The organism is Pseudoalteromonas luteoviolacea (assembly GCF_000814765.1).
Lineage (GTDB): Bacteria > Pseudomonadota > Gammaproteobacteria > Enterobacterales > Alteromonadaceae > Pseudoalteromonas > Pseudoalteromonas luteoviolacea_H.
In genome coordinates, this window is sequence record NZ_JWIC01000005.1 from 368,495 (window position 1) to 391,655 (window position 23,161).

The window sequence follows — 23,161 nt, forward strand, 5'->3', positions numbered from 1 at the left end:
TTGGTATTGCCGCTAGCAAATAACTTTCAATTTTTGGCGTAATCGCCCCAAGTACCATGCATTCATTGCACTCCCAACGAGTGAAGTAAATGCCATGACCACCACAGATGTTGCCGTTGCTTTTTTAATATCCGCATTATAAGCGATCACAAGCAGCGCAAATAACGCAATATCAGATCCTGACCCCACAAGGCCACTTGCAATACCACCAATAAATGCGACCGCCATAAAACGAAGTGTACTAGGCTGAATTTGTTGTGCACTCTGTTGATGATGAGCCTTTCTCCACCAGCGAAGCAGCATCGTCATGGCAAAGCACAGCAGCAAAAAGCTAAAAATGGATTTAACCAATAGCCGAGGTGCTATCGGCGCGACGTACATTAAGCTCAACACCACCCCCAATGCGGACATAGGCAGTGCCATTAGCACTAAATTGGTATAAATAGGTATACGGCGGCACAAAATGGTGATTGTTGCCGCTGTCATGCCAAAACTTTGAATCGCTAGAGAAAATACTTTCGCAGTGCTGGGCTCAATATTTAACACTTTAGTCATCACTGGGAATGCAACAGCGCCCCCTCCTAACGCAGTTCCACCAGCCACAAAAGAGCCTAATGCCATCGTTGCTGCAATTTCTATTTCTTGAAGTACTTGTAGCATCGCACTTGAAAGTCCTTGCATCCAAATCAATGTGACGTATATCAGCAATGTAAAATACAGTGGCCAAGTTGATGGCTGTCTTAATTTATCAATCATAGTATTTTTTGTGTCCCTGCAATCTTGACTCGCAGTTTATCAAAGTGGAATTAGTGCTGCGAATAGTCTGATTGGACCATACTCGACTGAGAGTAGCTCTACGCCATATCGATGTTTTGCTGCTTTTTAGATAACAAATAAAAAACTTTTTATTTACGTTCAGTAAATTGATTTAGATCAACTTGACAAAGAGCAAAAATAACTACGCCTCCAAGGATGAAATAAAAAATCAAATTTATCATAATCTTAGAGGATTCACTTCCTTTTAAAAAACGTATAAAAAAAAGACACATAAATAAATTTATAGAGGCATCACCAAGTGTAAAACACATTTTTTTAATTTTTTACACTTATTTACCACACAATTCGTTCACTTTTCGTTGATATCAATTAGCCGTTCATGTTTAATTAATCAGGCGATTAATTAAATAGGCACCGTCACATGAAAATTAAACTTGCTGGCTAACAGACTAAGTTAATACGCCTATCGAAGTCGTATTTGTAAAGGAGAATGCATATGTTTTTGGGCTGCACAAAAGAGCTTTCGAGCGTACTTAAAGCAATCGAGTTGCTAAAAACGTCAATCATTGAACGTTCATTGGATGAAATAATTTTTCAAGAAGCGATGTCGTTTGCTGAATCAGACGGGCTGTATTTAGCCCTGATTGATAAATCGAACTTAGAGGTAAAATCAGAGTTTTCACGCTCATTTCCACACGAATTCAAAGAAGACTTGCTCACCGTTGCTAAGGTGAAAAAGTTTAAAAACATAAATTTATTAAAGACTCTATGCAAAGAGCGTAATCCTCTATCCGATATTACTCTCTATGATTTGGATAATCCAAATTCAAATTTTCTCACACTGGTTGCATTTAATAACAAACGTTCAAATCGTACGGCACCGGCATCTTATTTAATTGAACTCGTACTCCCTTATTTGCATAAGGCACAAATTTCTCGATATCAATCAGATAAGACAACACGTTCACCGATCCAGTCACTCACCAATAGAGAAAAAGAGGTATTAGATTGGATTTCATCTGGGAAAACAAATGGAGAAATAGGCATGATTTTAGGGATCAGCCAATACACGGTCAAAAACCATGTTGCCAAAATCTTAGAAAAACTCAATGCACCAAATCGCTCAGCAGCTATGGCCTTAACCAAGGAGCTTGGATTCAGCTGATTTCAATCTGAATTGGTTAAATCGTATAAATATATTCATTTAAACAGCAATCATTTAGTGCTCTTGGGGGCCTTGCCCTCAAGTTATTTTAAATTTGAATGTTGTGAGACTCAGACCAAACCCGAAGAGATTCAAGAATTTCCAATGCAGAGCGACCAAACTCAGTTAGCTCGTAGGTTACAGCGACCGGTCTGTGACTGATCACCTTGCGGATCACCATACCTTCTTGCTCAAGCTCTTTTAACCTTTGGTCTACCATCTTTTTTGTGGCTCCACCCAACATTCTTGTTAAATCATTGAACCTGACAGGTTCATCTTTTAGGTGGTAAATAATCGAGCCTTTCCACTTCCCACCGATCAGACGCATCCCCTTTTCTATTGCACAGGGTTCATCACACATATTCAGAACTTTTTTTCGCCCTTTAGCATCTGTTTTTATTGAGCTTTTCATTTTATTCACCATGAAAAAAACTAGGTTACTAAAAGTATACTAGTTGTTATTTAATTACAGGTACCTAAACTATACCTAAATCACATTGAACAATAAACCTTCAGGTGGAGAGTGAGTAATGAGCAATATATTAATCATCAACGGACATCAGTATTACCCTTTCTCAGAGGGCAAGCTAAATGCAACACTCGTTGATACTGCAAGCACACTGTTTCAGAGTAAAGGACATCAAACTAGGGTAGTTACAATGGAAGATGAAATCGATATTGATCAACAGCTTGCCCACCACCAATGGGCTGACTTTGTATTATTCCAATCCCCCATTAATTGGATGGGCGTCTCATGGTCATTTAAAAAATACATGGATGAGGTGTATACCGCAGGTATGGCGGGGGCGTTGTGTCATGGTGATGGTCGAAGTGCCCAAAACCCGACCGAAAACTATGGAAAAGGCGGTGCACTGTTAGGTAAAAAGTACATGATATCCGTGACCTTTAATGCGCCCAAACAGGCTTTTGATGACAAAAATGAGTTCTTCGATGGCAAATCGGTCGATGATCTACTATTCCCAATGCATATGAATTTTAAGTTTTTCAACATGACGGCTTTGCCTACCTTTGCTTGCTTTGATGTCATGAAAAACGCCGATGTTGAAAGTGATTTAGCTCGATTTTCAGCCCATATTGACCAATATTTTTAAAGGAGCATTACCATGTCTCAAGACTACACAAATAAGCTGCATGCTGGCAGCACTTTTCCTTCGCAAACAGTCACATTAAAAACTGGTAAAGAGATTGTTCTAGGAGAGCCAAGAACTGGGTTTGACTGGCAATTGATCGTCGTTTATCGTGGAAAACACTGTCCATTGTGTACTAAATATCTCAACCAGCTACAAAACTACATGGAACGTCTTGCAAAGATCGGCGTGGACGTTCTTGCTATCTCCGGCGATAACAAAGAGCAACTGGTAACGCATGCATCTCAGCTAAATACCGAGTTTGATATTGCATATGGTATGACGCTTGAACAAATGAAGGAGTTAGGTTTGTATATTTCGGATCCCCGCTCAGATCAAGAAACAGACCACCCGTTCTCAGAGCCTGGGCTCTTTGTTGTCAATGAGCAAGGTAAGATACAAGTGATAGATATTTCAAATAACCCATTTGTAAGACCTGAATTAGAGGCGCTCGTCAATGGCTTAACTTGGATTAAAGATCCTGATAATAACTACCCAATACGTGGCATGCATCGCTAAGCACCTAATGTAAAAAGCAGTACTAACGAATAGGTAAGTACTGCTAAATAGCTAATTCCGGCTTATATTGACACTGACAATATCACACTATTTTGCGAGCCTGCGCTGCGTTTGTGTGGATCATAAAATATGTCGACAATTGAAAACCCAGCTTTTTTCATCATACCCGCAGAAGCCAAGTTCTCTTCATGCCTTTCAATTAAAACGAATTCAACCCCTTTGGCTTTGGCCAAATCAATACTATTGATTAACAACTGTGTTGCAATGCCTTTTCCACTATAGCTTGAAGATACGACAACATCTCCTATAAATGCCATCTTATCCAAGCTACAATATTGACTCAGATAATCTGGGCTTACACTGCCATTTATCAAAACAGCAAAACCAACTATTTGCTCACCGTCTAGCGCGACAAGGGCCTCTGCATCTTTCTGCTCGATTAAAGCAAACTCCCCTTTTACCCCTTCTTGTGTTAGATAGTTCCACTCATTTGGACCATATTTCCACAAAAGCGATTTCAACTCATTCAGTTCCGATACCTTGGCAAGTCTGTAATCTACCACTTTATAAATACTCCTTTGATTACTCATTCATTTTCTATTTCAAACGACACAGCTGTTAACTTATTTAAAAGTACAGAAAACAATAAGACTATGCTAATAGAATTAATGAGTTAAGTGCTATTTATTCACGATTCTAATTAAAAATCATTATCTATGAATTAGATAAACTTCAATACGCGCCTAATTACCTTAACTTCAATTAAATAGACACTTTAGTAATCTATGCAAATATCACCTTCAGCTGTCTTGCTAAACGAAGGAGTTTAAATAATAAGGTCGGTTCCCTCATCTAGCGTTACGAGCATTTTCATCAATCAATTTCAAAGCGTATTATAGAAATCGCTGATACAACTCAAATTAAGTACAAAGGTAAAATTATGAACTAACAACAATTAAAAGTATTAGTAAGCGTAGAAAAGAGCACAATTGCTGTTAATCAAATCGATTTTTTAGAAGTCGAAGAACGTTTATCTCAAACAATTGATTTACTGAATACAACGCTTGATCAACCGTCCATTCAAGTACTTGCCAGTCTAGAGTCACTGAGTCAAAGCCTTCACATCACTTTGTCGCAAGCACAACCTTACTGCCATTAATTCCTTAATTCACGAAAACCAAACAGTGTGCTCATTAACTTGAGCACACCTAACTATAAGCAAATAGGTGCCGAAACGCCTTAAATTCTTATCACATCACTATCTTGGTTAAAAATGGTAAGGTTAAGCTCTTGGACTAGCTTATCTAGCTTTGGGTGATTCTCTTTGTCTAAAATTGTTTTGTATATCCAAGTGTAATATGGATTGCTTTTAAGTAGCGCCTTTGCATCACTTTCACCAATCAATGATGCCATTGCACGATATTCAAGGTAGCATACAACTAGGTGTGTAAGCGTACCGCCCTCATCTCCACTGCCCAATGGTCTTTTATACTCTACTTTTGGAAACTCTCTTTTTATTGCACCGCGGAACTCATCAATTGAACCTTTACCATTTAATACCACATGCCAGTGAAATTGCTCATGTAGAAAGGTAGACAACACTCTATTTTCACTTTCCAAATAGGCTTTTGCAGTATTCATCGTTAATACAGGGTGACTATGTGGAACTCTTGCCTTCTCATTTACTAATGCCTTACTTGTATAAATCCATTGTTCAATATCATATTTATCCATTAACTTTTTTAAGGTATTTTCTATTTTCAGTTCTTTATCTGTACCAGCTGCCGTCTTTATAGATATAGCTGCATTTGATAGAAATGGAACCGTGACGAGTAATGCGAAAAAAATGTTTTTTATCATTGCATGTTCTTATTATTATTGAATTGACACTAAATATACGTCATGAATTATAAATATAAAATGAACGGTAGCATATATCAAAATCATCACTGCAGTGTTTAAATTACAATACACCACAGCTTCTTTGCTTTGTTATCACAAATGATATCAATAAAAATGCAACACCAATCACACCATTGGTATAAAAGTCTAAGGATAAGCCCGCTTCAAAGCTCTTTACACATGCAACAATCAACATAAGTAGCCAACAACTGACGGGGATGAGTAATAAAAGTCCGATATGGCGAGTGACACGTTCCATTAAAAAAGCCATCGCATTAAAAACAAACGATATCACCATACTTACCATAAATATGCCAATCAATATTGCAAACCCAGAAGTTGGTCTACCTGTAATCCCCTCTCCAAACAAGGATAAGACAAAAATCCACATTGCAGCTAATACAAGTGATACCAAAGATATGACTGCAAAACATGCCCCACCGATGGCAAGCTTCCTTGCTTGACTCACCGCTTTTGGATACAACTTTAAAACTCCAAAGGTACAAGACCCTAATGCGATGATGGCCGGTACCGCGGCCCACAGTAAAGACATCTGATAGCCCGAAAAGTGTCTCATCCATAAACAAACTGTATTGATTAACATGCAGCCCCCTGCTATCAAAAACAACCTTGTATCCCAATGGGTTGTGCAATGTTCTGTGTTATGTGTATTCATCATTTTTTCTCCACTGATATTTAGTTCGTCCTCATCACAGTGACTAGTGCTCGATTCGTGGCAGCCTGTGATGTGATGAGTTCAGTATCTGAGAAAAAATAACTAAATGCGTTCTAATGGGCCCGTTCGGTCTTTTTATTACTAATATTTTCAGTCATTTATTAAGGGAGGAATTAACTAGCTTGATAACAAACAGTTATCGATGCGCACAAAGGACCGATATAAATTGCAAGGATGGCTTACATTTCTAAGCTGAGAAATACATTTTTAAGACTGAGAAATACGCACTTTAACTAACCAGCTCTCGACTAGGTCAGCAGACTTTGAAAGAGGCAATACCCCTGTCACTGTCAAATCGCAGGTCTGACGAACTTGTTCAACCACGTTTGAATAAATAGCGTGTAAATGATTGTCATAAGCACAAAGGTATTTTGATATGGCATTGAGTGAATCAATATGTGGCGTATTGATATTTCTGGTGATCACACGTGACAAACAGACTTCTAAAGGCACATCGAGCAAAATGACATAGTCAATATACTTTGATATCTCAGCTCTACACCGGCCAAAAGGCTCTTCTATAAAGACATAAGGTGCATTAGATGACAGTGTAATCGTCTCAAGTGCTCCGATAAAAGCGGGGGTTTTAATCTCATTGAGATTAACACCCGCTTTCAACCACGCGTTCATATCGTCAGGGTAAGTGTGCGCGTCTGTATAATCATCAAAAAGTAAATATGGGCAGCTTAACTTATCTGAGACTATTTTTATGAGGGATGTTTTACCGCAGCCTGATGCTCCACTTATCGCGATAACCTGTGTTTTTACCATCAACAACCCCATTTAGCACATTAGTCATTGGCAAAAAATTTAAAACGCCATGTTAGCCCAATTATGATTATTGCCAGCAAATTAACCATGATAGAAATAGCATCTAAATAAAACGACGCACCGATGGCAGAAAACGGCTTAGCTCCGATAATCTACAGCTACTATTTGACTGTGACTATTGCCGTAAACAAAAATATCGATTTTATCTTTCGTAAAAGCGTATATTCCCAGCGATATGGGAGGCATGCATATACCTCCATTCAAAAGGTCATAAAACTGGCTTTAATATAACCCAAAGCATTAATAAAGCCTTCACTCTCTATTACGAAGATAACTTGACTTAATAAAACCGTTATCACAAGCAACCCAAAATTTGATTTGTATTCTTTCAGCTACTTTTCAACTTTTTACTGCATTACTTAGCCCTGATTAACGCCTCTAAATCATTGCCAACAATGGCATCTAGGTACTCAGTCACCTTTTCTACTGGCCAATTCCACCACGCAATATCTTGAAGCATATCGATTACATCTTGCTCAAAGCGCATTTTAATCACTTTGGCTGGATTTCCTCCCTCGATACTGTAGGGTAACCACCGACTTGCTAGCAATGATGGCCCCATTACCGATTTTAACCCCCGGCATAATGGTAGACTCATACCCGATCCAGACATCATTGCCTATTTCTGTATTGCCTTTGAAAGGTAACTAGCCATCCTTAGGCATGACGGAATACCAGTGATTTCTACAAGTTTGAAAAGGCTCAATCGAAAAGATAATAAACTTCACGCCCGTAGCGATCGCGCAATGTTTTCCAGTATCTAGCGTATCACCAACCAAACAGTATTTAAAAACAATGTATCCATTTCCATCTTTTCAATATCAAAAATCTATAGCTCTTTAAAATATAATAAAAGCACATACATAAATATGTGCTTTTATTATTCACGTTACGACTTCAGCATAGTACATCACAGATGTAGTTTATTCACAGGCTTAAAATCAATTTATAGAACGGCACGAAAATCCACCAATCTCATTGCATTCATAAGCCCTAATAACCGAACTATTCTCTTGAAGATACTGCTCAACCTGTTCGCTTCTTTGTGTGTCTGTTAAATATAAACGAATTGCGTATAAATCACTTCCACCTTGTAGAGTACCCAATGTATTACCTCCAAAGTAGATTGTGCTATGGCGTAAACCATCAGGTAGGTTCAGAGTTGTTATGCCCGTATTATTTAGACTTAATTTGCTTATACTTGCCGATATGTCAATTTGAGTGATTTGCGTATTGTTGAGGTATAATTCCTCTAGTTTTACAAAACCAGTTGTATCAAATGAGGTCAATTTCGTATCGTTTAAATACAAGCGCCAAAAGATACTTTTATTACCTAGCTCTAAACTACTTAAAGGGTTGCCTGATAAGGTTAGGTTCCTGAGTCGCCCTAGCTTTTCATCAGAAAAGTGATTAATCAGGTTGTTCTCCAAATTAATATAAACAAGGCGGTCATTTTTTCCTTCACCGACAAATTCAAGATCTGAGATTTGGTTATTTTGCAACGTCAAAGACGTTAGTTGTGATTCTATTGGCATCACAACAGACTTTATTTGGTTATTGTTAGCATACAAATTACTCAAGTTAAGTGCGCCTGTTAAATCTAAAGACGTTAACTTTGAATCTTGAATATTGAGTATGTCTAAATTTGGCATTCTTGAGAGCTCTAACCACGTTAATTGAGTTTTCCATGCGTCTAGTCTTCTCAAATTACTCTCATCGTTTATTGACAAATTTTGTAGTGCGGATTCACTTGCATGTAAGCTTTCTAAGCTATACATTCCAGTAATATCCAGCTCCGTAATTTGCGTTTTGTTGATACGCAATATCTCCAAATTGACGTAGTTCGATAAATCTAATTGGACAACAGGCGTGCTATCTAGAGAAAGATATGACAATTCATGTTGTTTGGTAACACCAACGATCTGCTGTAATTGGCTGTTCCCCGCGCTGATTGAATAGACGTTATTAGACCCCGTTACATCAAGTATTTCTACATCACTTCCAGATAGAACTATCGCCTGCAAGTCGTCACTGTTAATCGCATTTAATACACGTGGCCCACCAGCAGTAATCTTGAGATTCATCAACGGGCTTCCCTCTGGTAAAGTGAGCATATTAAGCCGATTGTTCGAACTTAACTCAAATGCCCTGAGATCTGTCAACTGAGACAAGTCTAATTCATTTAGGTTAACCGAGTTCAAACTTAACTTTTTCAAATTCGTCAAACTTTGTAATTGAGCCTGTGATTGCTCACTAAAGCTTGACACATTACTTAAAGTTAATTGTGTGAGGTATTCAAACTTATCCAGTTCAGCCAAACTCTCCCACATGTTACTACCATTGTCACACTTAAGCTCATCTTCATATTCAATATGTGGATTAGAGGCACGGTTGTATTGGTTTACACAAGCAGCCATTGAGGGATCTGTGATACCCAAACGTTCTGATTGTACTTTTTCCCATACTTTAAATTCAATGTTTAGATGGCAAACCTGATTAAGCTCATCATTGTCAAAAACCAGCTTATTACTATACCACCGGTAATCAAGGCTATGTCGTAAGTGACACGCATCAAACTGCATGACATACATGCCACTTTCTGGTTCAACTTCAATTTCCAAAGGTAAATTGTAAAGCTGGTAATCTCCAATAAGGTTTGTCTTGACTTGCCCACCCGCGCCAGCTGAGATCTTCACTTCGAATGAAGGGATTTCGTAACTCAAGAAATGTTGATTTGACTGATTGCAGCTTTCACCTTGGGCATAACGGCAAACCCATATTCCATTTTGATTACTATTTACAATTTCAACCCAGTAAATGACATCATCAATTAGATATTTAAGTTTTCCAGCTTCAAACGAAATCGGTGCAGTAAATTTATCCTCAATCGCTAATTGAAGTCCATTCGAATCAGTATCAATACGCCAATACCTCGTTGTAGACGAATCAATTTCGTATAATTTCAAATGGTCTTTTCGTCTTTGCCAGTGGTAATTTAAGTTACCAATTCCAAGCATATGAGGCTCAAATTGACTCAAGGCAGGATCGGAATTCAATGCGACCTTCAACAATTTTGATTCTTCATAATTACCAATTGGCCACCATCTTCTATCCAATACATAGAGATCGCTTCCATCTTGACCTAACACCTTATACTGCGCGGTATAACCTTCGATACAAAGCTCATTTTGTAAGTCACAAAATGGGTCAAATATATCAAACTTATCGTTATACTTACCGCTTACATACAACGTATTAGATTTCCACTCCGCTGATGCTGCGCCATTAATATTTACTTCTGTATAAGTACCGTCGGAGTGTAGTTCAAACCCTTTTTCTATTGACCCATCTTTAAACCGCCACTTTCCCGAAATATCTTCAAAGGTATAATCACGATGTTTAATTAAAATGCCACTACCGTGCTGCAACCAGCCACTGCTATATCCATTTGAAGCTGAGTCTTTTATATATTCAACCAAAAATTGATAACCAAGCTCTGAAGAGTGTATTAGTCTTAATTCAGCAACATTCCCGTATCGCTCTTGAAATAGTCTCAGCTTTTTATCGCTGGTAAGTTCCCAAGATAATGCATCTTCTCTCGGAAAGCCTTTATTATGGCCAGTAGAAAGTACCCCTGTTTGGTCTTCATTTAGGGTAATTTCTATATTTTGTGATGTGTTTGAAGAGCTTGTTTCTCTATACAGACCATAGCTTAATGTCCAGTTTCCAACAATATCTGCAGGCGAGACATTTATCGTTTGAATATCTTTGCTGTTAGTCAATAAGACTGGAGAGGTTTCATAAGGTGTATCGTACTGCCCTTTCACACCTAACCAAATAAGATATACACCTTCATCACGGTAATTCAATTTAAAACCGGTTGCAGTGATATACTGACCATCTCCAACTCGCACCGAATAGTGATTACTTCCTCCATACCGCATCTGTGCAAATTCAGCTTGATATTCAGATGTATCTGTTTGCTCTATGGTAAAGTTAATTAGGTTGCTATTAACATTCGCAACACCAGTGCCGTCAATATTAAATTGAAAATACCAGCTATGTGGAATTTCAAGCGCTGAATTCACAAACAGTTGCTCACCGAAAAACGGGGGCTTTAATCCAAACTTAATATGAATATCACAGTCTGCTAATGGCGCAATAACTGAGTAGATGAAGCTCTGGTCATCTAGCTCTTCTAATGTACCCTCACACCCGCTTACCTCGCTGACAGTGTAGTCATCATCCGGCTGTAGTAATAGCTTAAAGCTCTCCTTATAGGTGAAAGCGTTCACTGAAGAGATTACCTGTCCTATCCCTTCTTGCGTAATATTTATATCAAGGGCAGGCTTTGCAAAAGAGAAGTAAGTTATATTTTGTTCTGTACAAACAGCATTTTGAGTAAAATGACACAATGTCACCCCATTCTCATCTGAGCTGATAAGCTTTAAATACGATTGCTCATTTGTATCTATGTCTACAAGCAACAGTAGGTCACCTTCACGGGAGACCCAATAATTATTGTTACCTATATAAATAGCATCGTTGCAGGTGGTCGTATTACTTTCTGTTCTGTGACAATGCCTTTGACCCTGTAAGTGAGTGATTCCCTCTGCTGAGGCTTGATACAAACTCGGTCTACTGCCAAATACAAAATAATTATTGTTATTAGAAACAAAAGAATCGGTAAAAAAGCTGGTATCTAGCCCTTCGTCGCTTAATCTAAAAATAAAAACTTGACTGGCAATAAAGTTAGGAGATTCTCCACGCAGATCAACCGATGAATACTGTACGGCAATTAAATCATCTTTTTTGGCAAGTAATGTAAACTCAAAATTGTGGTCAGCAATACATTGCTCTAAATTAGTATCACATTTTTCACTATTTTTTCCCGCAAAACTGTAGTTATGACGAAGTAACTTACCATCTTGCATTCGCGCAAACACATTACGCTGCCATGCGTACTGAAAGTAGTTATTCTCATCGATTAAGAATGATTCCGTCTCACCTTTTAATTTTTCAGGTGACCATGTTTTTACATAATTAATATCATTAAAGCTAATATTCTGATTCTTGACCAATAGTGCCGGAAATATCTGTTTGCCCGTAATAAATGAATCCTGCTCAACAAGCACTTGTAAACCAAGTTCAAATTCACGGATCACCGATATCTTATAGCTGTATTGACCAAAGCTGTAATATAATTGGTTATTACTAACTGACCAATATACCCTGCTTGGACTTTTTACAGACGTGACGTGGGCAATATTATTCGCCAAGAACTCAATACCTTGTGCGTAGGCAATTCGCGTCGTTTGTTGCATATTAATATGCCACTTACCTAAAAAGTCAGATTCTGAGTATGATGGCAATGACGAAACTGATGCAAAGTAGCCATGAAACGGACTTGCTTCTATCGCTGATTCACCAGTTTTAGCAACTGTACGCATAGATACTTCAGCAGAAAATGTACCTCCGCTACTATGAAATAAGGCCATTGAAATCTGATCCACTTGATAATCAGGTCTGAAGTAACTACCCGTTTCATAAATATCCAGAGGCTGAGCTAAATTCAATATGAGGTTGGCACCGGCTTGTGACCACGTAAACGCCCTTATCGCAGTTCCTTCTAAGCGGCCAGTATTATCATTATTAAAGATTAACTTAGCCGTGAAACCATTGAAATGACTCAACTCCGATAAAACATAAGTACCATAGGGAACAAACGCAGCATGCTGCATCAACTGTTCATCTTTTTTAATATCTTGCCTGATTTGTTTGAATAAATCTGGATTTGACGACTTGAGCTGTCTAAGCATTTTTCTTGCTTTAGGTAGATCTTTCGCAAGATCAAGCGTCGAGTTAATACCTTCAGGCAGCGCATGACCATGATCAATCACGGCTTTAACGACCGCCGCTAGCGACAATTTTTCATCAGGATCAATATTCTTTCTGGCAGCGTTCAAAGAAGCTTGTTCTGATATTTCTACTCCAGCGTCTTGGATCAGGCCATACTCAATGGTTGTTAAGTTGGTTACATTAACACCAAAGACTTCTTCAGAGTTTAAAACGCCATCATCGCCTGCAGATGCTGTAAGCTCATCAACTTCGCCTAACAAAGATATTAATTCAACATGGCTTTGCGAATTAATACCTGTAGCGCGAATTGTCGTCATCGCATTGACCTGCGACTCATCAATATTTACGTCGATTGTATATTCGCCAACGCTATTTGCCTGTGTTAGAAATTTATCAGCGCCGATTTGAACTTCTACGTTCGCATGTCCAATTGGTTCATCAGTGATGGTACCCGCTAAGGTTAGTTGATGTTTAATTGCTTCAATCGTGGCCTCAAAAGTCGCTTGACTAACCTCTCCTAGATTGTCAGTGACATTTAACGTAAATGTAACTGGGAGCTCATCTTGTATATCATGGCTGTGAACACTTAAAACAGCACTATTTACACCAGAAAGTTGCAACTCATTAGGACCATTATGTTGCCACTGATAACTTGCAATATGTCCATCGGTATCTTGCGCCTCACCTTGTAAAGTGAAAGCTTGTTTTTCTACAAATGTTGTCTGCTCAGAGGTTATTTTCACCACGGGTTTTTGGTTTGGTAAAGGCGTTAAAGAGAGCAAAACTTGTGCTTGTGCAGTAGCACCTTCATTATCTGTGACAATAACATCTAAGTTAACTTGAGTGGTTGACGAGATATCCGTCGTTTCAACGGTTAGCTGCGCACTATTCTCTCCGCTTACCTGAATTGGAGCATCACTAGGATAGTGCCAATGATACTTAACAATTGTGCCATCTTGATCTGTGGCGACAGCCGTTAAGACTTCTTTATCTCCCTCTTGTAGGCTAGTGCTGCCAGTTATGGATACAATTGGGGCACTATTTTCGGGAGCAACAATTATTACAGAATGAGATGCAGTCGCTTCAAGGCCGGAATCATCTACAACAGTCACTGCGAATGTAGCTTGTGTGTCTTCATCCACATCAGGAACAGACACAGTCAATGTATCAGATACTGCATCCCCAAGAGATAATTCAACATCAGATACATAGTGCCATCGATAACTAACAATATGACCATCTTTATCACTACCTTGAGCGTTTAATATCAACTCAGAGTTCGCAAATACTGAGCTATTCCCTGTAATAGAAACGCTTGGAGCAAACAGAGGTGCGGGCTTAAGTGTCACTTTATGAACAGAGCTTTGGCTCGCGCCCTTATCGTCGCTAACAACTAACGTAAAGTTCACGTTCGTCTCTTGGCGAACTTTAGGTACCGTCACGTGAAGTGTGTCTGTATCAACTCCTGCAAGCGTTAAAGTCAGATTTGAGTCATGGTGCCAGAGGTAAGTAACCGGTGTTCCTCCGCTATGCACAACGTCAGAAGTTAATTCGAATGTCGTTTCAGCTAATGCTGAGTCTGGCCCAGAAATATTCACACCACTAATTTGGGGGCTTGCCGGCACCAATGTAATTTGATGGGTTGCTTGATGTTGCTCACCAAGACTGTCAGTAACGAATAACTTTAGCTGCGCTACTTCTGTTTGAAGTATATTCCTACTCACTACAACCAGCTCTTTACCATTGGCCTCAAATCGTTCAAATATTTCTTCAGGCTGATAAGACCAAGCAACATCAGATTGCTCTAACTCAATACCTTCAATATTCGCCAAAAATACCGCTTCACTTTGTTCTACTAACTTCTCTGGACCCTTTATTTCTATAAGTGGTGCAATAATATCTTGCGCTTTTAAAATAACCTGATGTTCAGAACTGCTTCTCAATCCTTCTTCATCGGTTACTGTCACTGTAAAAATAACTTCAATATCGTTATCAATATCACCGCTGGAAGCAATAAGTTCAGCCTTATCCTGACCGCTTACGTTTAAAGTATGCCCATTTGACTCGTAAACCCAGTTATAGTCTACAACGGCTTTATCATCCGACGCGATCGCTAGTAGTTTAAATTCCGTCTGCTCCAAAGCTTCGGATTCACCTAAAATTTCTACTTTAGGTGACTCATTTTTATTATCAGAAGTTGAGGAGACTGTTGGAGGTGGCGCGCTAGTATTTTCTGTACTTCCGCCACCGCCACAAGCTGACAGTACACATATACTTGCAAATAAAACTAACGCACGAAATACTGAGTAAGTTTTGCTCATTTTAAAGTTATTTGGTCCAAAAAGCGCAATAATCGCGCAATTGTACCTAATTAAGTTAAATTATCAATGGGGAAGTGTAAGTCTCCAAACCAAATGGAATAAATTATTTAATACAAGTTAAGGAACTTCTCCCCTATTTTATCAGTGTATCTATGTGGAAATTTGAAAAGTCGAAAACCCATTTCGACTTTTTATAGGCTAATTGTCTACATTTATTTAATAGACACAACGCACTTTCAAAAGCAGAACCAAAAATATTAGAGCTTCACCCTTAACCTAGCACTAGGTACTAACAGTTTAATTTCCTGATAATTTTAGACTTTGAAAATCATTGCCAACAATGGCATCTAGGTGCTCAGTCACCTTTTCTACTGGCCAATTCCACCAAGCAATATCTTGAAGCATATCGATTACATCTTGCTCAAAGCGCATTTTAATCACTTTGGCTGGATTTCCTCCCACGATACTGTAGGGAGGCACGTCTTGGGTAACCACCGACTTGCTAGCAATGATGGCCCCATTACCGATTTTAACCCCCGGCATAATGGTAGATTCATACCCGATCCAGACATCATTGCCTATTTCTGTGTCGCCTTTGAAAGGTAACTCGCCATCTTTAGGCATGACTTTCTCCCAGCCATGACCAAAAATTTGAAAAGGATAAGTCGAAAAGCCTGACATTTTATGATTCGCGCCATTCATAATAAACTTCACGCCAGTGGCAATTGCACAATATTTGCCAATATTTAGTTTATCGCCAATAAAATCGAAGTGATATAAAACGTTCTTCTCAAAATTTTCGGGCCCTTCTGGATCATCGTAATAAGTGAAATCGCCAACATTGATATTGTCTGAGGTGATAAAGTTTTTTAAAAAGCCTACTTGCGGAAAGCCTGCTAGCGGATGTTTGTTATTTGGATTTGGTCCTGTCAAAAGTTCTTCCTTACTGTGTTTTTATAAATCAAAATGTAATTTTTCTGGTGGTACATGTTCAACCAACCAGACTTGATTTTGCGTTTTGTAAAACTTTACACCTTGCATATGCATTGCTTTGGCATCAATGCCCAGTAAAATTGCCTTGCCGTAACGCCTACCGACTTTCATTGCTGTGTCTTTCGACTCTGTCAAATGCACATGATGCCTTTGACCTTTTATCAAGCCGACCTCTTTTATTGACTCAATAAATCGACTTGCTGTGCCATGAAATAAAATATCAGGAGGTATGGTGGCTTTTAATGCCAGATCAACATCAATCGAGTGCCCTTGATTAGCGCGTATCATTTTGCCATCTTCGCTGATAGCAAAGCGCTGTTTATCATTAGCATCAACAATCGATTGAATAAGTTCTAGAGATAAAGCGTGTTCACGAGAGTTTTTGATTAAATCATCTATTAAGGCCCAGCCTTGATTATTTAATTGAAGATTTGCTAGCTCCGGCTTATGTCGTAAAACTAGACTTAGGTATTTAGATATTTTTTTATTATTCATCGGTGCTTAATTTATCCTAATTACGAGGATAAATTAAGCACAATTTTATAAAATATTAATTGAAGATTCCCTCAGTAATGACTTAGCTGAAGATATCGAATCGTTGGCGGAGACGACATAAACGATTTAAGCTGCTGTAATACACCGTTATCACTAATGAATTGCAGGTATTTTTGATGATGAGAGACACTTTGCCAATCTTCGTCGATCATCATCACCACGCTGTGCTCATCAAAACTAACGCTTACCCGACCACACCCCGAAAAACCTCTTACAGTAGGTACATTGGCCAATAAAAACGCATCTAATTCACCAGTTTTACCCTGTTTCAGGTTACACTCTATCATTACTTTTACAGACATACTCGCTCCGATTTATGAAAGTGGTATTGAGTATATCTATGACGAAATTATTAAATGCTGCTAACACAAAAAAATGCCGTTTTTCGGTCATAGCCGACTTTTTCAGTCAAAGCTTAATACCATCTTGCTTTGGTGTTTCACCAAACTGGTTTTTATAGGCTTTGATAAAATGAGAAATATTGGTATAACCAACTTCAAGCGCGATATCTGTGATGGATAATTTCCCTTGCTCAACTAAAGATTTGGCATAATGTACACGTTGCTTGATCAACCACTGTTTTGGCGGTTCATTAAATTGTTGTTTAAAGTCTCTTTGAAAACCCGATACGCTTCGTCCTGAGAGTTTTGCCAAGTCCGAAACTGAAAACTTTAATACCGTTTTGTTTTCAAGTAGCCTTTTCAGGTTTCTTCTCGCTGGTAATGTATGGTCAGCCATATTAAGCGTGACGATTAAGTCATCACCGAGTATATGAAGTAAAAGATACAATAACTCTGTTAGTTTAGAGTTTAATACCGGTGTAATATCTATTTCCTGCTCGACGTATAACCTCAGCTGTTTAAAAAACCCTTCTACTAAACAATGCTCAAGCTTCAACGACGGTTTTACATCCCTCTTGCCTTTAGGCTGCTGTAAATGGTTTGAAATTAAAAATTGCTCAATAATACTTCTGTCAAAAAAGACCAACCACGCTTTTAAGTTTTGCGTACTATGTACAAAATCTGAATGTAAATTTTGACCCTGACATAGCAAAATGGATTGACCCGCTTTGAGTTCAATCGACTGATTATCCCAACAAGTGAGCGTTTCCGTCCCTTCTTCAACATGAACAATACACAGCTGATTTGTGTAAAATTCCACATCAACTAAATTTTGCTCCAAATCTTTGCTGTAAATCGCACTGCCATTTAACGCAGCCTTCTTATGCACATCAGAAAGTGCGCCCAGCGCCTGTGGGATCACCAACACATGTTGCTGACAATAATTTGCCGTATTCATCCTTGTTGCCTTTTCACTTAATAAGTTACAGAGAGGTTACATGCAGCTAATTTAGACCATTTCGTCACAATTAGTGAAGTGTAATTTACGCTTTAAACGCACTTCCTAACAATTTTAGTTGCTTGGCTTTTAAATTAATTTCAATATCACCACCTTGTGGCAAAATCACTTGAGGATCTGTATGCCCAAAGTCTAAATTGGTCACAACCGGCAAGCTATGGCACTCAAACTCATCACGAATAACAGATAAAACAACCTCATCCAACTGTGCTTTTTCATCTGCACTGTAATCCCGTGCACGACCGATCAAAAGCCCAGATAAGTGTTCGAATACCCCCATCACACCATAATTACGAAGCCAATACTTTACATAATCAAGGGAAGGCTTCTCTTGAGAGGTCTCAAGAAATAACACTTTACCTTGCCAAAAATCAGCAGCAGGCCAAAACTGTGTGCCTTTTAACATTTCAAGTACTTCAATACAGCCACCAAAGAGCTGCCCAGACACTTTATCTGTATCAGCTAAAACACCACCAAAAAACCTTGGCCCAACATTCTCTTGTATCGGGTTTAACTGTCCAGCTGTAGAAGCGTCGGACCAATCAGGGTATCCATCATAAAAGTGTGAAAAAGTGGGTATGGTTGCGTTTTCAAGCTCACCATACAAAAACGCTTTAACGTACGCGCGATACTCATCAGGCAAATTGTGTATCTGGGCGAATCCCGCCATGACGGAGGGCCCGTTGAATGTCACTACCCCTAACTGATTCACAAACACAGATACCGCGGTAAAGTCAGAGTACCCCATAAATAACTTGGGGTTAGCCTGAATGATTTCAGGGTCCAAGTACTTCAGTATACGCGCAGAATCTTCTCCGCCAATCAAAGAAATAATGCCGTGTACATTATCATCTGCAAAGGCGCGGTTAATATCCTCAGCTCGGGATTTGGGGTTATCAAAGACTTCTTTGGCCCTCATTTTAGTTGTCGGATACTCAAGGACATTAAACCCCATTTCAGTAAGGTTTTTTATGCCCAGTTGATAGATATGTGGAAAAACACAAGACAACCCAGCGGATGGTGCCAAGATGGCAATATTACTGCCTTTTTGTAGCGGCTTTGGCTTTATCATGTAAACCCTATTTAACACGTAAACGTAACAAGCAATATATTACTTAATCAGTAAGTTAGGTAAAGAGCATTATGAGGTAATAATATGATACTGAGTAAAAAGCGCAGCGTTTATGCTGGTAACAAAAGATGCAATGCAAGATAAATTTGAAATGTAAAAGCCCTAAACTGAGTTAGGGCTTTAGGTATTTAGCTTATTTTTTCGCTGCGATGGCTGCACGCGCTTTGTGCAGTTTTGTATAGCTTTCAATCAGTTTAAGGTGCTTATCTAGTCCTTCTAACTGCGTGTTTGTCTCTGTTAAGCCATGAAACTTCACGTCACCATTGATTGAGCCAATCACATTGTCCATGTTTTCCTGTCCAAACATACGAGTCAGGTTATGGATATAGTCTTCAATCTCTAGCTCTTCATCTAGGGCGATTTCAAGCACTGTGTGCATCGCTTGATAGAAAAGTCCACGTTCCACTGTATTGTCGTTGTATTGAAGGAAAGACTCAACCAAGTCCATAGTTTCTTCTAAATCACCTAGCGCCAAGTAAATCAGTAATTTCAGCTCAAGGATAGTTAGCTGACCCCAAACCGTATTTTCGTCAAACTCAATACCTATCAAAGTAATGATATCTGTATAGTTGTCTAGCTGGCTTTCCTCTAAACGGTTCACCAAATCCGCCAACTCTTCATCAGACAATCTGTGTAAGTTAAGAATATCTTCACGGTACTGAAGTGCTTTGTTGGTGTTATCCCAAATAAGGTCTTCAGCTGGATATACTTCCGAATAGCCAGGCACTAGAATACGGCAAGCCACACCTAAATCTGTAAACTCAGCAATATATGCTTCTTTACCAAGGTCTTTTAAGATTCCAAATAACTTGTCACACTCTTCTTCATTTGTGCCAGAGAAATCCCACTCAACAAAGTCATAGTCTTTCTTTGCACTGAAGAAGCGCCATGAGATCACACCGGTTGAATCAATAAAGTGCTCAACAAAGTTTTCTGGCTCAGAGACTGCCATGCTGTTAAAAGTTGGACGAGGGACATCGTTTAGGCCTTCAAAGCTACGACCTTGCAGTAGCTCAGTTAAACTACGCTCCAACGCAACTTCTAAACTTGGGTGTGCACCAAATGACGCAAATACGCCCCCTGTTTTTGGGTTCATCAGCGTCACACACATCACAGGGAACTGACCGCCTAATGACGCATCTTTTACTACAACTGGAAAGCCTTGCGCTTCAAGCCCCTTGATACCGTCTACGATACCTGGGTATTTAGCAAGCACCTCTTCGGGTACATCTGGCAATACAATTTCTTGTTCAATGATTTGCTTTTTAACTGCACGCTCAAAGATTTCAGACAAACACTGTACCTTGGCTTCAGCCATGTTGTTGCCTGCACTCATGCCGTTACTTAAGAACATGTTTTCAATTAGGTTTGACGGGAAGTAAACCGTTTCACCATCTGAGTGGCGCGTGTAGGGAATTGAGCAAATACCGCGCTCAACATTACCAGAGTTTGTATCTATCAGGTTTGAGCCCTTCAGTTCGCCCTCTGCGTCATACACATCGCGCGTGTATTCGTCCAAAATCTCGCTCGGTAATTCATCGTTTGGACCCGGCTTAAACCACTTTTCATTTGGATAGTGCACAAAGTCGCTGTTTGCGATTTCTTCACCGAAGAATTGATCATTGTAGAAGAAGTTGCAGTTTAATCGCTCGATGAATTCACCCAGTGCTGAGCAAAGCGCGCTTTCTTTCGTTGCACCTTTACCGTTAGTAAAGCACATTTGCGACGCCGCATCTCTGATATGCAGTGACCACACATTTGGCACGATGTTGCGCCATGACGCCACTTCAATCTTCATACCCAAATCAGACAAAATCCCCGTCATATTGGCAATCGTTTGCTCTAAAGGCAGGTCTTTACCAAGAATGAATGTATTAGCATCCTGCTCGGGGTTCACCATCAACATAGCTTGCGCATCATCGTCTAGGCTTTCAACATCTTCAATTTGAAAATCAGGACCCGTTTGAATTACCTTTTTCACCGTACAACGGTCGATTGAACGTAGGATACCCTTTCTGTCTTTTTCAGAAATGCTCTCAGGAAGCTCAACCTGAATCTTAAAGATTTGGTTGTAGCGGTTTTCTGGGTCAACGATGTTGTTTTGTGATACGCGAATGCCATCTGTCGGGATGTCACGAGATACGCAGTAAACCTTCACGAAGTAAGCCGCACAAAGTGCTGATGAAGCTAAGAAATAATCGAATGGGCTCGGTGCAGAACCATCACCTTTATATCGGATCGGCTGATCGGCAATGACACTAAAATCGTCAAACTTAGCTTCAAGTCTAAGGTTGTCGAGAAAATTAACTTTAATTTCCATTGAATTCTTCCACAGTTTTGTGCAGCTGCTCGGTAAACGCGACCAAACAGCAAAAAATGATCTTAACTGTGCAATTATCTTCTTTTTCGTGTCATTAGTCTTGGGTTAATTGCAAAATTCAGCAAATAAAATTGGCTTTTAGCCGACCCACAGCAGAGTTCTGGGTAAAATTCACACTTAGACTCGGCTAAATGCTCAAAAAGTGCTAAAAAACCTGGTTATCTAAACAAATGTTAGACGCCCTGCTGCACCATCTCTTTTATTTTGAGTGCTTTTTCAAAATGATCTAATTGGTGCGTTTGGATCCACCATGTTGCCGCTTCCATCAATAGCTCGGGATCGCTATTTTTGTTCGCAAAGAAAGCATAAAATGATACCCCAACGCCCTCTCCTTTTTTCTCAATTTTCTGTTCACACACTTGAATGATTTTATCTCTAAGGCTTTGTCTCATATTACTTTTATTATTTTAAATTTTTCGCCATGTTACTTGCATTGCGACCTTTTCTCAATCGTGTTCAGACATATCTATCAGACTTTATATCTTTATAGGTACTTGAAATGAAAACGTTACCCCGCCTGTATCCGTCATTTCGATATCACGAATGATTTCAACCAAATACCCCTTTTCGTCCAATTGATAGCCTTGAGACTCAATGATACTAAATAGCTGCTCGAGCGCAGCGGCGTATCCCGCATCTGACACCACATACACATCACAGCAAAAGTAATGCCCTTCAGCCACGGATAGGGTGTGTTCAGATACAGAGGCTTGCCAATCACCTATGTGGGTTTCGATATCTTGCCAGCTTTTTTCTAATTGGTTGATTGGTGTCATTGCCATGATCCGTGTGGACTTCTCACCAAAGGTATCAAAAATCGTATCCCAGTCATTGCTCACATGCGGTAAAAACTTCATGCCCCTTTGTGGGTACCACACCAATTCACAAGGCAGCTTGGCTGCCAGCTTGTTTTCAATCGTGCCCTGCGCATCAGGGTGTGCAAGCTTGCTGATAATTTCAGCTGTTTGACGAGGGGTGCCACTGACACCCAGTGCACGGACCTGCTTCGCTGTTAGACCCAGCGCTTTTTTAAGTGCTTTACCCAGTGATTGAGATGACGAAAACCCGCACTCTTGCGCAATATCAATGACTTTATAATCTTGCTCTGCAAAGAGATAGTGAACCACATACTGCAAACGTAACCGGCTCAAATATTGCCCCGGCGTTTCGTTAAATAACTCAGTAAATTGACGGTGAAAGTGAAATGGAGAAATAGCACTTTGTGTGGCAATTTGCTCCCAACTTAGCCCTGACGCTAAATCTTCATGCATCAACGTCAAAGCGGTAGCAAAGCGAGTTTGGACATTCTTAGGTAACGACTCTAATAAAGCGTACTCAGGCACCAATACAAAAGGGGGTGAGTTTTGTTCAGACATAAGCGAGATAGTTGTGGCGAATGTCACAACTATCTCGCGCTCAGCAGATAAAAGCAATTTTCACGGTGT

Annotated in this window: 20 protein-coding genes; 3 read left to right on the forward strand and 17 right to left on the reverse strand. The window is 39.4% G+C overall.

Annotated features, from left to right (window positions below):
* Positions 1-12: 12 nt before the first annotated feature.
* A complete protein-coding gene (locus JF50_RS09125) occupies positions 13-756 on the reverse strand; it encodes a sulfite exporter TauE/SafE family protein (RefSeq protein WP_235423409.1) in 744 nt (247 codons plus the stop codon).
* A gap of 517 nt (positions 757-1,273) precedes the next feature.
* Here JF50_RS09125 and JF50_RS26010 point away from each other — a divergent pair.
* Positions 1,274-1,942, forward strand: a complete 669-nt coding sequence (locus JF50_RS26010; protein WP_052262207.1) for a response regulator transcription factor — start codon at positions 1,274-1,276, stop codon at positions 1,940-1,942.
* A gap of 88 nt (positions 1,943-2,030) precedes the next feature.
* Here the strand turns inward: JF50_RS26010 and JF50_RS09135 are convergent, their stop codons facing one another.
* Entirely contained in the window at positions 2,031-2,393 is a 363-nt protein-coding gene (locus JF50_RS09135) for a winged helix-turn-helix transcriptional regulator (protein WP_039609138.1), read from the reverse strand.
* A gap of 118 nt (positions 2,394-2,511) precedes the next feature.
* Between JF50_RS09135 and JF50_RS09140 the strand changes: the two genes are divergently transcribed.
* Entirely contained in the window at positions 2,512-3,093 is a 582-nt protein-coding gene (locus JF50_RS09140) for an NAD(P)H-dependent oxidoreductase (protein ID WP_039609139.1), read from the forward strand.
* A gap of 12 nt (positions 3,094-3,105) precedes the next feature.
* Entirely contained in the window at positions 3,106-3,648 is a 543-nt protein-coding gene (locus tag JF50_RS09145) for a redoxin domain-containing protein (RefSeq protein WP_039609140.1), read from the forward strand.
* A gap of 62 nt (positions 3,649-3,710) precedes the next feature.
* Here the strand turns inward: JF50_RS09145 and JF50_RS09150 are convergent, their stop codons facing one another.
* The 15 genes from JF50_RS09150 to JF50_RS09215 all read right to left on the reverse strand — a co-directional run bounded on the left by JF50_RS09150 (position 3,711) and on the right by JF50_RS09215 (position 23,119).
* Positions 3,711-4,238 carry a GNAT family N-acetyltransferase gene (locus JF50_RS09150; RefSeq protein WP_152614495.1) on the reverse strand — a complete coding sequence of 176 codons (528 nt, stop codon included), beginning with the start codon at positions 4,236-4,238 and terminating at the stop codon, positions 3,711-3,713.
* 649 nt (positions 4,239-4,887) lie between these two features.
* Positions 4,888-5,508: a hypothetical protein gene (locus tag JF50_RS09155; RefSeq protein WP_039609141.1), complete on the reverse strand. Its 621-nt coding sequence runs from the start codon at positions 5,506-5,508 to the stop codon at positions 4,888-4,890.
* Positions 5,509-5,611: 103 nt separating this feature from the next.
* A complete protein-coding gene (locus JF50_RS09160) occupies positions 5,612-6,229 on the reverse strand; it encodes a hypothetical protein (RefSeq protein ID WP_039609142.1) in 618 nt (205 codons plus the stop codon).
* Between the two features lie 264 nt (positions 6,230-6,493).
* Positions 6,494-7,057, reverse strand: a complete 564-nt coding sequence (locus JF50_RS09165) for an AAA family ATPase (RefSeq protein WP_039609143.1) — start codon at positions 7,055-7,057, stop codon at positions 6,494-6,496.
* Between the two features lie 415 nt (positions 7,058-7,472).
* Entirely contained in the window at positions 7,473-7,604 is a 132-nt protein-coding gene (locus tag JF50_RS27880; RefSeq protein ID WP_419177501.1) for a hypothetical protein, read from the reverse strand.
* A 1-nt stretch (position 7,605) separates the two neighbouring features.
* The gene (locus JF50_RS27885; RefSeq protein WP_419177502.1) at positions 7,606-7,701 is read right to left on the reverse strand and encodes a hypothetical protein; all 96 of its coding nucleotides are present in this window, start codon (positions 7,699-7,701) and stop codon (positions 7,606-7,608) included.
* A 357-nt stretch (positions 7,702-8,058) separates the two neighbouring features.
* A complete protein-coding gene (locus tag JF50_RS09175) occupies positions 8,059-15,297 on the reverse strand; it encodes a leucine-rich repeat domain-containing protein (RefSeq protein WP_039609144.1) in 7,239 nt (2,412 codons plus the stop codon).
* A 297-nt stretch (positions 15,298-15,594) separates the two neighbouring features.
* Positions 15,595-16,230, reverse strand: a complete 636-nt coding sequence (locus tag JF50_RS09180) for a Vat family streptogramin A O-acetyltransferase (protein ID WP_039609145.1) — start codon at positions 16,228-16,230, stop codon at positions 15,595-15,597.
* A gap of 21 nt (positions 16,231-16,251) precedes the next feature.
* Positions 16,252-16,785 (reverse strand): RNA 2'-phosphotransferase, encoded by a 534-nt coding sequence (locus tag JF50_RS09185; RefSeq protein ID WP_039609146.1) that lies wholly within the window; start codon positions 16,783-16,785, stop codon positions 16,252-16,254.
* A 71-nt stretch (positions 16,786-16,856) separates the two neighbouring features.
* Positions 16,857-17,147, reverse strand: coding sequence for an antibiotic biosynthesis monooxygenase (locus JF50_RS09190; protein WP_039609147.1), 291 nt, complete (start codon positions 17,145-17,147; stop codon positions 16,857-16,859).
* A 106-nt stretch (positions 17,148-17,253) separates the two neighbouring features.
* On the reverse strand, positions 17,254-18,144 hold the full coding sequence (locus JF50_RS09195) for a helix-turn-helix domain-containing protein (protein WP_039609148.1): 891 nt from the start codon (positions 18,142-18,144) through the stop codon (positions 17,254-17,256).
* 85 nt (positions 18,145-18,229) lie between these two features.
* Positions 18,230-19,276: a S66 family peptidase gene (locus tag JF50_RS09200; RefSeq protein ID WP_039609149.1), complete on the reverse strand. Its 1,047-nt coding sequence runs from the start codon at positions 19,274-19,276 to the stop codon at positions 18,230-18,232.
* 193 nt (positions 19,277-19,469) lie between these two features.
* Positions 19,470-21,656 (reverse strand): OsmC domain/YcaO domain-containing protein, encoded by a 2,187-nt coding sequence (locus JF50_RS09205; RefSeq protein WP_039609150.1) that lies wholly within the window; start codon positions 21,654-21,656, stop codon positions 19,470-19,472.
* 233 nt (positions 21,657-21,889) lie between these two features.
* Positions 21,890-22,108, reverse strand: a complete 219-nt coding sequence (locus JF50_RS09210; protein ID WP_039609151.1) for a DUF6500 family protein — start codon at positions 22,106-22,108, stop codon at positions 21,890-21,892.
* 84 nt (positions 22,109-22,192) lie between these two features.
* Positions 22,193-23,119 carry a helix-turn-helix transcriptional regulator gene (locus tag JF50_RS09215; RefSeq protein ID WP_200890388.1) on the reverse strand — a complete coding sequence of 309 codons (927 nt, stop codon included), beginning with the start codon at positions 23,117-23,119 and terminating at the stop codon, positions 22,193-22,195.
* Positions 23,120-23,161 lie beyond the last annotated feature (42 nt).